The sequence below is a fragment of the Geotalea toluenoxydans JCM 15764 genome, from assembly GCF_001311985.1.
GTDB lineage: Bacteria > Desulfobacterota > Desulfuromonadia > Geobacterales > Geobacteraceae > Geotalea > Geotalea toluenoxydans.
In genome coordinates this window covers 76,604-89,019 of sequence record NZ_BBCJ01000001.1, presented here as the reverse complement: position 1 = coordinate 89,019, position 12,416 = coordinate 76,604, and the positions used below count along the sequence as shown (strand labels likewise).

Here is a 12,416-nt window from a genome sequence, read left to right as displayed (position 1 = left end):
AAATTATTTATCCAGTTCTTTGCGCTCAACCTCAGTTACGGTGGCTTTTGACAATAAAAGCTCTATTGCCTTGTCCTCCTTCAACTGGGCGCTCAGATTTTCCTTTGCTTGGGCATTCTGCTGGTAAAATTTGTTCACCTGCTCAAAGTCCTGATTATTCTGTTGAGCGATCTGCTTTAGCTTTTCATCCACCTCAGCAGCAGTGATCTCTATGGATTCCTTGCGGGCAAGTGCATCCAGCAGTATGGAACCTTTGACCTGTGTCTCGGCAGCACTGCGAAACTGTGCTTTATAGCCCTCGTCGTTAAGGCCCATCATCTCCATGGTAAGTCGCTGCATGGCCAGCCTTCTTTTGCTGTTCTCAAGCATCAGATTCAGCTGTTTGTCAACAAGAGTGTCAGGAACCTCGAAACTGTTTTTTTCGATGAGGCTTTTATCAGTCGATCCCTGAGGTCAGCCTCTATTCGCTCATTTTCCTGCAGATTATGCACTTCCGCGATCTTTTTCTTCAGATCTTCCAATGTTTCGAATTCGCCGAAGTCTTTGGCAAAATCATCATTCAGCTCGGGCAGTTCCTTTACCTTGATTTCCTTTATTTTAACGGCAAAGGTGGCATCTTTACCGGCAAGGTCTTTTTGGCCGTAGTTTTCAGGGAAAGTCACTTTGATTTCACCTTCGTCACCGGATTTCATACCCACAAGCTGGTCTTCAAAACCGGGAATAAAACGGCCTGAACCAAGTTCAAGCTGGAAATCGTCAGCAGCTCCTCCCTCAAAGGGTACACCATCAATGGAGCCTTTGAAATCGAAGGTAACATAATCTCCGCTTTTTGCTGCAACACCGGCTTCAGCAGGTTCAAGATGGGCCATATTCTCCTGCATCTCCCGCAGGCGGCCTGAAACCACCTCATCGTTCAGAACGAATTTTTCCTTTTTAACTTCCAGCCCGTCATAATCCTTAACCTCAACATCCGGAAACACTTCGACGGTTGCAGAATATTTAAAATTTTCCCCTACCTTCAGTTCATCGCTATCTATGACCGGGTATGATACAGGATAAATCTTTTCGTCAGTCAAGGCTTTGAAGTAAGTGTCGTTAACAATATTTTTCAGGACGTCGTCAGCCATCTTTTCATGGTAATGCTTCTTGATTATATCTTTGGGCACCTTGCCTTTCCGGAAGCCTTTAATGGCGGCATGTTTTCTGATTTCGTCATAGACTTTTTCCACTTCTGAAGCAACCCGCGCTGCCGGGATCTCAAAATTGATCTTTTTTTTCACGGAAGTTAACGACTCGACACTGATCTGCATTTTATTCCTCTCTTATCAGGTAATTAACAGGCAGGATTACTGCCATGGTTCAGACATGGATATTGGGCGGGAAAAACAGGAGCAGAATTTTAGGATGGTTATCGAACCCCTCTTGATGGGCTTTAAAGCTACCTACGCACTTAAAAATGGATTTGTAAAAATAACAAACGATGCCATCTGTGTCAAGAAAGAAGTATTTACTGCTGAAACCAGCAGCAAAAAAGGAAAAGGCCCCTTTCGCGTGGTAAAAGGGCCTTCTTTTAATCATCCTGCCCTTTTACTCTCTTTATTGCCAAAATTCTTAGCTTGTCGCTTTGCCAGTTCCTCGATGGTCACGCTATCCAAAATCCCTATCACGTTGTTTTGCACGGTTCTCCACACATTGTGCACATTGCAGTATCCTCCCCTGTCACATGCGCCGCTATCCATAAGACAGCGGTTGGGAATGATCGGGCCTTCAACGGCTTCGACCACCTGGCGGAGGGTTATGGAAGAAGCAGGACGTCCCAGAACAAACCCGCCCCCGGTGCCACGAGATGAATTTATCATACCCAGCTTGGCAAAGCTCTGAAAAATTTTGGCAAGAAATGTCTGGGGCACATCAGTGGCCAAAGCAATCTCGCTTATGAGAGATACCTTGCCCGGGGGCTGCTGGGCCAGATAAATGATGCCCCTGATTGCATATTCTCCCTTGCGGGTCAACTCCATCATCAAAACAACCTTTAGGACCAGTTTTGTCTTTTTATAATTGAAGTATGCTCCTCTGTCAAGGAAAAGATTCCAGGGAACTACCTCTTGGGCGCATTCACCTGCCGAATTCTTTCCGCATGTAGTTTTGCCATTCCCGCACCATGCCGGCATAATCCATGGCAAAACCACCCAGGGCTTTACTTAAAGCGGCGTCTACTGGTATCCTCCTGCCGAGATTCACCAGAATCTCTTTCACATTGAACCAGCCATAGGCGCCGATCATGTAGTTGACCAGGGAATAGCTCTGTTGATATGCCAGTGAAGCCTGTTTGCTGCTCAGACCTCCAAAAGAGCCTTCAAGGGAAGAGAACGGCAGGTAACTGCCGATTTTTGCAGCCCCTCCCAGCTCAGCCATAGGGGGATTATACTCCCTTCGTCCTTCATACTCTGCAAGTCCTTCATTTAACCACGTGGGAACATTGCCCCTTGCAAGCTCATTGACGACAACGTGAGTGTACTCATGGAATAAAATTGCTCTGAGTTGTGGAGTAAGTTCCGCCGCCCCGCCTATGGGGAGACGGATTTTGCCGTCGTAAAGCCCTCCCGACCATTCCGGACTTGAGGTTACCAGTCGATAGTCCTTCTTTGTATAGAGGATGACCGGTATCCTTGCTGAAGGAAAGTAATCAAGGTCCGAACCTACCTGATTATAGGCTGTCTCCAGTGCATCGAGAACTGCATCGGCCAGACTGGAGGTAGCCTCCGTATCATAGGATATCTCGAATTTAGAGCTGTGCCCTTTGCCCATCTTTGACTCGACAGCGACCTCCCTGCGGATCTTCTCCAGAAGCTCAGCCACAACTTTATTGCCTGGTTCAAGCTCTTGGGCCTTGACCAGGGTTTCTACGGCTGATTCCAGCTCACCGGAATCATAGTGGGCACGCCCAAGGAAATAGTAAATATCAGTGGTCCTGTTGCCGTCATCAATGGCTCTGCGCAGTTCGAATTTTGAAGCATCATAGTTCTTTGCCAGGTAAAATGCTATTCCGCGCATCATTCCGTAGGTGGAATTTCCTGGGGAAAGTTCCCGCGCATGGTCAAAATTTTCGGCAGCCTCCAGATAGCGATTGTTTTCCAGCTCTTTTTTACCCATATACATGTAGGCCACAGCCAGGTTCTTGCGCAATGTCTCATCGTAGGGGTAGAAAGAAAAGGCCCTCTGCAGCTGTTCAAGGGCTTTTTCGTATTCCCCCTTATTCAACAACTCAAGTGCATAATCATTGCGGATCAAAGGATCGTCGGCCCAGGAAGGAATTGGCCAAAAAAGAAAAGCAAGGAGGTATACAACGGACAAACAGGCAAAGGTCATTTTTTGCATGACAGCCTCGTTAATTCAAAATTTAAAAAGCCGGGCATGGCCCGGCTCTCACTGCTACAGCATACTTCCTTTAATGCTTTTGGCAATCCCGGTGGGATCCAGTCCATACCGGGTCCGTAACTCAGGTTGTTCACCCTGTTCAATAAAACAGTCGGGGAAGCCGATCCGGGTGACTGGCAAGTGGCTCAGGCCTTCCTCTTCAAGAAGCTCAAGAATAGCCGACCCGAAGCCCCCTTGCAGGACATTTTCCTCAACCGTTACCAGTCTGCCGGTCTTGGCAGCCATTTCAAGGACCAGCTCCCTGTCAATGGGCTTTACATAGCGCATGTTGCTACCGCCACATTGAGGCCTTCAGCAGCAAGGAGATCGGCTGCCTCCATGGACGGGTAAACCATGGTGCCAAGGGCCAGAATGGCGACATCGTCACCATCACGGAGAAGCTCACCTGTTCCTATGGCTAATTCCCTGAACTCCTGATCAATGGCAACTCCATGACCGTTGCCGCGCGGATAGCGAACGGCCGAAGGACCATCATGATTGATGGCCGTAAAAAGCATGTGCTGCAATTCGTTTTCATCCTTGGGCGCCATCAGGGTCATCTGGGGAAAGGAACGCAGGTATGACAGATCGAAGACCCCATGATGGGTGGGGCCGTCACTGCCCACCACTCCTGCCCTGTCGATGGCGAAAACCACCGGCAGGTTCTGCAGGCAGACGTCGTGAAAGATCTGGTCATAGGCCCTTTGCAGGAAAGAGGAGTAAACGGCAAACACCGGCTTTAATCCACGGCCGGCAAGACCCGCGGCAAAGGTGACACCATGCTGTTCTGCAATCCCCACATCGAAGAAACGGTCTGGATGCTTGGCGGCAAAGGCCGAAAGTCCGGTACCATCGGGCATGGCAGCGGTAATGGCAACGATTTTTTCATTGTCATCGGCTATCTTGTTCAGAGCCTCACCGAAGAGCAAGGTATAGGAGGCTGCCCCCCCTTTCCCCTTGGCAACCTTGCCGGTGGTTACATCGAAAGGCCCGACCCCGTGAAAAAGGGACGGATTGGTTTCGGCAGGCCCGTAACCCTTCCCCTTCTTGGTCAATACATGTATCAGCACTGCATCGTCGAAACGCTTGACGTTCTCCAGGGTCTGCATGAGCAGTTCGATGTTGTGGCCATCGATGGGCCCCACATATTCGAAGCCGAGGCTCAAAGAGCATGCCAGGGGTAAAAAGCCCTTTAAGGCTTTCCTCCGCCCTCTTCGCCACCTGCAGAACACCACGGCCAAGACCGTCCATATTTTCCAGGAATCCCTCCACATCCTTCTTGATCTTGTGGACAAATTCGCTGGTGATGGTCCGGCTGAGGAAGCTTGAAAGGGCTCCGACGTTTTCGGAGATGGACATCTCGTTGTCGTTGAGAATCACCACCATATCCCGGTTGAGGTGTCCGGCGTGATTGAGCCCCTCATAGGCAAGTCCGCCGGTCATGGAGCCGTCACCGATAACGGCCAGCACCTTGTTTTTCTCCCGTTTCAGGTCACGGGCCAAGGCCATGCCGAGGGCAGCGGAGATGGAAGTGGAAGAATGTCCCACATCGAAAGCATCATGGGGTGACTCGCAGCGCTTGGGGAACCCGCTTATGCCTCCCAACCGGCGCAGGGTGCCGAACTGTTCACGGCGACCGGTCAGCAGCTTGTGTGCATAGGCCTGGTGTCCCACATCCCACACTATTTTATCATTAGGACTGTTATAGACAGCGTGCAGAGCAATGGTAAGCTCGATAACCCCAAGACTGGGCGCCAAGTGTCCGCCATTGCCGGAACAAGTGCTGATGATGACTTCACGCAGTTCACCGGCCAGGATATTCAGCTCTCTGAGCGAAAGTTTCCTCAGTGATTCAGGACCGCTGATTGTCTCTAGTAAACCAGCCATCAGGACTTCCGTTTCACGATGTAAGATGCAATTTCACGTAAGGGATCAGCTTTTCTATCAAAAGCAGACAGGGCATCAAGGGCGATGTCCACCAGTTCCGCAGCACGTATTTTGGCTTCTGCCAAGCCCATCACAGCGGGATAGGTCGCCTTTCCCCTGGCTTCGTCACTGCCGGCGTCCTTACCGATCTCCTCAGTGGTTCCCTCAATGTCGAGGATATCATCGGCAATCTGGAAAGCCAGCCCTATAGCCTCACCGTAACGGGTGAGACTTTCGGCGTCCTTGCTGCCTGCACCGCCAAGCAGTGCCCCGGATTTGACAGAAGCTTTGATCAATGCGCCGGTTTTATGGGTGTGAATGTACTGGACTGTCGCCAGATCTATCTCGGCATTGCCCTCGCTCTCCATGTCAACCACCTGTCCGCCAACCATCCCTCTTGATCCGGCGCAGCAGGAAATTTCCTGAATTACCTGGACCAATGCAGCCGGCGGGATAGTTTGGGCCGCTGCCACATTGCTGAGCAGTATGAATGCCTCGGTAAGAAGGGCATCTCCGGCAAGAATTGCTACGGCCTCGCCGAAAACCTTGTGGTTGGTGGGATTGCCGCGACGAAAATCATCGTCGTCCATGGCAGGCAGGTCATCATGTATCAGTGAATAGGTATGAATCATCTCCATGGCACAGGCGGCAGGCATGGCCTGGGATATATTCCCTCCCACGGCTTCACAGGCGGCGAGCATCAGTATGGGGCGGATCCTTTTCCCCCCCGCAAAGATGGAGTAACGCATTGATTTGTGGAGCGAAGCAGGAAGGTCATCGGCAAGGGGCAGAAATCGGTCGAGTGCATCATCTACCAGCTGGCAGCGTTCTTTCAGGTAACTTTTCAAATCCATTCAAATCTCATTTCATACGTTGGGATATTAGACATTCATTCATCTTCAGGCTGAAACTGTTCGGTTACAAATCGGCCATCCTTCTGCTTGAGCAAAACCTCCACCCGTTTTTCTGCTTCATTGAGCTTCTTCGAGCAAAAAGCGGCCTGCTTGATCCCTTCCTCAAAGGCTTTAAGCGAGTCTTCAAGGGAAAGCTCTCCACCTTCCAGTTTCTTCACTACCTCTTCCAATTTTTTCAGTGCGGTCTCGAATTTTTCAACGGCCATGGATTAGCTCTTTCCGACAGGAGTTTTGGGAAAAAACAGCGTTATTATACAGATAAGTGCCAAGCAGTCAAGGTTTGATGACCGCTGTCAGTCATGGGTGCACTCCACTCTACAGGTAGCGCGTCCTTTTTTAAGCAATATATCTATGGAATCGCCGGCGGCCAGTTGGTCCCGATCGGCTACCACCGCACCACCCGGAAGCTTTTTCACGATAGAATACCCACGGGCCATGGTGGCCAACGGTGAAAGGGCCTGAAGCTTGCCGGCATTGAAGGCAAGGGACTGCCCCGCCCGCTCGACAGTATGCATCATTGTCTTTTCCATTCGGGACTGCACAAGAAGGAGCTGCTCCCGGCACCGCTCCAACTGCAGGACGGGGTTTTGCAAGCTAAGGCGGTCATGAAGAAAATGATTTTTATCGGCGCTTCTGATCAGCAACTGACGAATACAGCGCATGATCTGCCTTCCAGGTCATCAAGCCGCTGGGCCAGATGGCCAAGGAGCATCGACGGATCTTTGACAGCACGGACCAAGCCATTGAGCTCTCCCCAATGTTCATTGAGCAGTCGACGCATGGCCATCCCCAGGCGGTGGGACAACGCCTCCAGTTCGGCGGAGATTTCCGTTTTGCTTTTTATCACCATCTCCGCCGCTGCGGATGGCGTTGGGGCACGCAGGTCGGCAACGAAATCTGATATGGTAAAATCTATCTCATGCCTACGGCAGAAATTACAGGAATAGAGGATCGATAGATGCACGCGCCACGATCTCTTCGTTGAAGGCCCACAGGTCTTCCAGCGAACCTCCGCCACGACCGACAATCATGACATCTATGCTTCCATATCTGTTTAAATCGTTCACGGCAGCCGCTATTTCTTCGGCAGCTCCTTCACCTTGAACCTTCACCGGCCTGAGCAGTACCTGCACGTTGGCAAAGCGCCGGTTCAGTACGTTCAGAATGTCATGGATAGCCGCACCGGTGGCCGAGGTCACAATACCTATGCGCTGGGGCAGTCTGGGTATCTCCTTCTTGTGTGAATCGGAAAAAAGTCCTTCCTTGGCCAGTCGCTCCTTTAGCTGGATGAATGCGAGCTGCAGGGCGCCAATACCTTTCGGTTCCAGGTATTCCACAATAAGCTGGTACTCCCCACGTGCGTCGAAGACCGAGAGCCGGCCACGGGCAATAAGCCCCATGCCATCGCTGGGCTTGAATTTCAGAGCGCGGGCAGAAGCGCGAAACATGACGCAGCGGAGCTGTGCAGATGCATCCTTCAGTGTGAAGTACAGATGGCCGGAACCCGGCGTGGCAAGGTTTGATACTTCCCCTTCCACCCAGACATGATCAAAATTATCCTCCAGCACGCTGCGGACGAGTCCGGTCAGCTGGCTTACGCTAAGAATATTCTTTTCGGCAAAAAGCACCATGCCCCCTGTGTTCCCCCAACTCACAGCTGTTTCTACCATAGGCGCCATAGCCTGTCAAACTACCGGTTGACCATGGGAATAGCTTCATTGTATGATGCCGCCATGAAAAACTATCCATATGTAATCACCATCTCTTCGGAAAAAGGGGGGGTCGGCAAGACCACCCTGGCGACAAACCTGGCCATATTCCTTAAGGCACTGGATGAAAACCTGCCCGTTTCCATTTTCTCCTTCGACAATCACTTCACCATAGACAAGATGTTCGCCATCAAGGGACAGAAACAGGATAAGGATGTCTCCGACCTGCTCCTTGAAACGCCTGGTCTCGACCTGCTTCACACGGGGCAGTATGGGGTCAATTACATACCCTCTTCCGGCGCACTCTCCGGTCTGAAAACCTCGATGAAGGGTCCCATGGTTCTGGCAAGGCTTTTGGCATCTTCCGGAATCTCAGGCGTCTTGATCATCGATACCAGACCTGACCTGGACATACTTACTCAGAATGCGCTCTTTGCAGCCGACCAGGTGATCATTCCCATCAAGGACATGGCCAGCATGGAAAACTGCCGCAACATCTTCGACCTCTTCGACAAACGTGGCATGGACAAGAAGACCCTTTCTCTGATCCCCTGCCTGGTGGATGAAAGGGTGAAATTCGAAGGGATGTTCAGCGATCAGAAGACACTCCTCAAGCCTACGCCATTAACCGCGGTTACCGCTGCCACGATACCTATATATCCAAAAGCCCCAAGGTCGAAGGTCTCAACACCAATCCGGAGGGCAAGATTTATCCGATCCTGACCCATGCCCGCAGTACCGACGTTTACAACCAGTTTACCCAACTGGCCAGAAGTGTGCTCCAGGAAATGAATGCCACCACCGAACCACGGTCACAGCTCTTCCATCAATGGCTCACCGCTGAAGACACCCGCAAGAAAGAGGAATTCTTTGCTCGGCTGAGCGGCGTCAAATCCCACTGCATAATGTGCGGCAGCCCATCCAGCCAAGCAAAGAGCGGCGTTACCTATTTTTATGAGACATCCGACGGAAGTGATGCAGGTTTTATGGAAGAAAGATGTTTCTCACGTTTCCTGCTGTCGTCCATTTATAATCTGCCACAGGGTCTGCCGGGCGATGACCCGGTACGGCTGATGCTGCAGGACACCATAAAGGAATCGGCCTTTGCCTTCAAGCCGGTCTCCGCAGGTAGCGGAACAGAAGTTGAGTGCCATCGTTTCGATCTCAGCGGCCTGCCCATGTCCAGCAAGGCGTATCAACCTGGAGAATTGGCCCCTCCCCTGGACACTTTAAGAGGATATGGGGAAACCTTGCGAGATGCATTTCTTTTTGTTCATCCCATAACCACCGGCAATCCTGAGGCGATCCTCATGGAGGAAAACTACCGGGCATTCGCCAAACTGAAAAGACATATTGCGGAACAGATCTGCTGAAGAATAAGGAAGGCAAGGTCAGCTGACAATTTGTGATGCATAAACGAAGGTGATTCCTGTTTTTTCAACTGGGGCATCATCTGACAGTGCCTGAATGGTGGTCCGGTGAGGATGACAGATGGCAATGGCACTGCCCCTCCTCCTGGCGGCATCTGCCACCTGTTGCAACTGGGCATTGATCGCCTGCACATTCTGCACGTTATCCAGAAACACCTGCCTGGTCCCCGATTTAAGTCCCATCTTTCTGGCGAGGCGGAACCCTGCCGATTTGGGGGATGTCATGCTGTCGACAAAGAACAAGCCCCTTTCCTGCAGGATCTGCAGCACCGGCTGCATCTTTTCTTCGCTCTCGGTAAAACTGGACCCCATATGGTTATTGGCGCCGACCGCATAAGGAATTTCCTGCAGATACCCCTTCACCTTGGAGGCTATCTGTTCATTACTCTCCCCAAGCAGCAGGCCGTTTTTTTCCATCTTTTTCTCCGGGTATCCCTGTGGCTCCATGGGCATGTGGACCATGACCTCCCCTCCCCTGCCATGGGCAATTTCGGCAACAGCCCTTGCTTGGCATATCCGGGAATAACGGCGAAGGTAATTGGCAGATTGATTGCCAGTAAAGAATCGGCTTCTCTGGTGCTGCGTCCCATATCGTCGATAATGATGGCAACGGTGCCGGGACCGGTCAGGTGCGGCCTCGTTCTTGCCTGTGGAACGGGTCTCGCCTTGGCTGCAGTATAGACATCATGCTTCCCGGGTTTCGCCACAGGACGAGCAGGCATTTTCTGTCGTTCAAGGCTCCCCTGCCTTTCCTGCTTTCCAGGCAAGGTGTGCCTGGACTGTTCCAATAGGAAAAAAGCCAGCGCTATCAAAACTATTACAGCCAGGAGCGTAACCAGTTGCCGGTATTTGCCCCCTGAACTCTTGCGCCTATTTGTCCCTTTCCCCTTCTTTTTTGCCAAGTAGATATCCTCCGCTTTTCAGGCCGCTGCCTTTTGTCTGTCAACCAACAGCCGCCAGAAGGAACGGAAGCGTGTCAGTTCTTTGCCATCAATTTCATTTACCAGTTGATGCAGACACTCAACTTCTTCGGCCGAAACCGGAAAAACTTCGCAGCTGCACACCACATTGTCCCCGTACAATGCTTCTCCGCGAAAGCTAACTTCGATTTCTGCCAGCCTGTATTTTTCGGCAATGCTTGGCGGCACGGTTTCCAACGCCCAGTCCACATAAACGGCATTATTAACATGCCGATTGATGTCCAGATCGCTGCGGCGTACCTGGAAACTCTGCTCGCCATCGATCCTGCCCGGACGGGGTAAAGAGGGGAAATCATCTTCAATTGCCCGCTCTGACTTAAGCGGAAAGTCGCGGAGATGGTCCTTAAGGCGCACAGGCCGGCGGGTGGTAATATTGACGGCGGCCCAGGAACTGGTGGCCAGGGCAATGACTTTTCCGTCTTCGTCCCTGATTGTGTATTCCCTGCATGAAAACAGTCCATCCTTTGTGGAGGGCCAGGTGTGAATGGTGATCCTGTCATTTCCCCGAGGGTAGTGCAACAGGCGCAGGTGAAAACGGGAGATTACCCAGGTCAGGTTCTTTTTACCGAGATCGGCAACGGATAAGTCCAGCTGTCTCACATGGGAAGCTGCCGCGTCCTGCATAAAATTGAAAATGGCGGCCGGCTTGACCGATCCGTTGCAATCCACCTCGTAGTAGCGGACCCTCAGCTTATGTGCGAATACGTTGTCCATTGGACCTTATAAACAAAACCGCCTGCTGATAAAGCATACCAGTCAGGCGGCCTTAAATGAAAAATGAAGGGATCAGGAGGCCACTGCCTTGCAGAGCACGTCCACATCCAATCTGACATCGGTCTGAGTGCCGGAATCCATGTTCTTCAGGGCAGCTGACCCCTTAACCAGCTCGTCTTCACCCAGAATCAGGGTAAAGTGGGCGTTGAATTTGTCGGCTCGCCGCATCTGGCTTTTCAGGCTTTTTCCGGCAAAATCCATTTCCACTGAGCGGCCCTTCTGCTGCAGTCCTGACATAAGCCTGAAGGCTTCCGCCTGTGCTGTTTCTCCAAGGGCTGCTATGAAGAAATCCGGGCGTTTGCGGAAATCTTTTTCTGCCAAAAGCAGAGCAACCCTCTCGACTCCCATGGCAAAACCGATGCCCGGAAGCGATGGCCCACCAAGATCTGATATGAGGCCATCATAACGGCCCCCGGCTGCAACAGCACTCTGTGAGCCTAAAAGGCCGGTGACAAGCTCGAAGGTGGTGCGGGTATAGTAATCAAGGCCACGGACCATGCGGGTATTTATGCTGTATGACGTGCCCACCGATTCCAGGTGGCACCTGGTTTTGGCAAAATGATCATTGCAGTCATGACACAGATAATCAAGAACAGAGGGCGCGCCTTCTGTGGCTTCCTTGCAGCCGGCGGCTTTACAATCGAGCGCACGGAGGGGATTAGTGTCGATTCTCCTCCGGCAATCATCACACAGCTTGTCGATCCTGCTCTTGAGGAAATCCTTCAGGACCTGACGATATTTCGGTCTGCACTCGGGACAGCCAAGGGAATTGATCTGCAGATGGGGCTCGGTCAGGTCCAGCTCGGCAAAGAAGTGACAAAGCATGGTCAGTACCTGGGCATCAACCTTGGGATCGGCTATCCCTGTTACCTCGGCACCGATCTGGTGAAACTGGCGGTAACGCCCCTTTTGGGGCCGTTCATAACGGAACATGGGACCCATGTAATAGAGTTTGGCAACCGGATCAGCCGCATAAAGCTTGTGTTCGATGAAGCGCGCATGATGCTGGCCGTGCCCTCGGGGCGCATGGTAACCTTGTTCTCTCCCTTGTCGACAAAGGAGTACATCTCCTTTTCGACAATATCGGTAGAGTCGCCAATGGAACGGCAGAAAAGTTCTGTCTTTTCCAGAATCGGCACCCTGATCTCAGAGAATCCATACAGCCCGAAAACCCTCCTTGCCGCTGCCTCAATATGCTGCCACTTTTCAACCTCTCCGGGAAGTATATCGTTAAAACCCTTGATGCCGGTAATGCTCACGCCTGTT

9 protein-coding genes and 4 pseudogenes are annotated in these 12,416 nt (G+C 51.6%); 2 read left to right on the top strand and 11 right to left on the bottom strand.

Annotated elements, in window-relative coordinates; all coding sequences use genetic code 11:
* Positions 1 to 3 precede the first annotated feature (3 nt).
* From tig to xseA, 7 genes and pseudogenes are all read right to left on the bottom strand, one after another.
* Positions 4 to 1,310: pseudogene (gene tig / locus JCM15764_RS00405) on the bottom strand (trigger factor).
* A 264-nt stretch (positions 1,311 to 1,574) separates the two neighbouring features.
* Positions 1,575 to 2,021 carry an RrF2 family transcriptional regulator gene (locus tag JCM15764_RS00395; RefSeq protein ID WP_054691578.1) on the bottom strand — a complete coding sequence of 149 codons (447 nt, stop codon included), beginning with the start codon at positions 2,019 to 2,021 and terminating at the stop codon, positions 1,575 to 1,577.
* 94 nt (positions 2,022 to 2,115) lie between these two features.
* Positions 2,116 to 3,378 (bottom strand): peptidase MA family metallohydrolase, encoded by a 1,263-nt coding sequence (locus tag JCM15764_RS00390; protein ID WP_054691577.1) that lies wholly within the window; start codon positions 3,376 to 3,378, stop codon positions 2,116 to 2,118.
* Positions 3,379 to 3,432: 54 nt separating this feature from the next.
* Positions 3,433 to 5,304: pseudogene (dxs, locus tag JCM15764_RS00385) on the bottom strand (1-deoxy-D-xylulose-5-phosphate synthase).
* The gene (locus tag JCM15764_RS00380) at positions 5,304 to 6,197 is read right to left on the bottom strand and encodes a polyprenyl synthetase family protein (RefSeq protein ID WP_054691575.1); all 894 of its coding nucleotides are present in this window, start codon (positions 6,195 to 6,197) and stop codon (positions 5,304 to 5,306) included. The pseudogene dxs and the gene JCM15764_RS00380 overlap by 1 nt, the downstream one beginning before the upstream one ends.
* Positions 6,198 to 6,232: 35 nt before the next feature.
* Positions 6,233 to 6,463, bottom strand: coding sequence for an exodeoxyribonuclease VII small subunit (locus JCM15764_RS00375; protein WP_054691572.1), 231 nt, complete (start codon positions 6,461 to 6,463; stop codon positions 6,233 to 6,235).
* 87 nt (positions 6,464 to 6,550) lie between these two features.
* Positions 6,551 to 7,888: pseudogene (gene xseA / locus JCM15764_RS00370) on the bottom strand (exodeoxyribonuclease VII large subunit).
* Positions 7,889 to 7,990: 102 nt separating this feature from the next.
* On the opposite strand from xseA, the gene JCM15764_RS29100 reads away from it, so the two are divergent.
* A complete protein-coding gene (locus JCM15764_RS29100) occupies positions 7,991 to 8,689 on the top strand; it encodes a ParA family protein (RefSeq protein ID WP_439645238.1) in 699 nt (232 codons plus the stop codon).
* 53 nt (positions 8,690 to 8,742) lie between these two features.
* Positions 8,743 to 9,339 carry a hypothetical protein gene (locus tag JCM15764_RS29095; RefSeq protein WP_439645237.1) on the top strand — a complete coding sequence of 199 codons (597 nt, stop codon included), beginning with the start codon at positions 8,743 to 8,745 and terminating at the stop codon, positions 9,337 to 9,339.
* An 18-nt stretch (positions 9,340 to 9,357) separates the two neighbouring features.
* On the opposite strand, the gene JCM15764_RS20920 is transcribed toward JCM15764_RS29095, so the two are convergent.
* The 4 genes and pseudogenes from JCM15764_RS20920 to hisS all read right to left on the bottom strand — a co-directional run bounded on the left by JCM15764_RS20920 (position 9,358) and on the right by hisS (position 12,409).
* On the bottom strand, positions 9,358 to 9,843 hold the full coding sequence (locus JCM15764_RS20920; protein ID WP_243688109.1) for a divergent polysaccharide deacetylase family protein: 486 nt from the start codon (positions 9,841 to 9,843) through the stop codon (positions 9,358 to 9,360).
* Positions 9,768 to 10,298, bottom strand: coding sequence for a divergent polysaccharide deacetylase family protein (locus JCM15764_RS20915; protein WP_243688116.1), 531 nt, complete (start codon positions 10,296 to 10,298; stop codon positions 9,768 to 9,770). The genes JCM15764_RS20920 and JCM15764_RS20915 overlap by 76 nt, the downstream gene beginning before the upstream one ends.
* Before the next feature lie 18 nt (positions 10,299 to 10,316).
* Complete coding sequence (locus tag JCM15764_RS00355) at positions 10,317 to 11,090, bottom strand: acyl-[acyl-carrier-protein] thioesterase (protein WP_054691570.1); 774 nt, start codon at positions 11,088 to 11,090, stop codon at positions 10,317 to 10,319.
* Positions 11,091 to 11,162: 72 nt separating this feature from the next.
* A pseudogene (hisS, locus tag JCM15764_RS00350) lies at positions 11,163 to 12,409 on the bottom strand (histidine--tRNA ligase).
* Between the last annotated feature and the right edge of the window lie 7 nt (positions 12,410 to 12,416).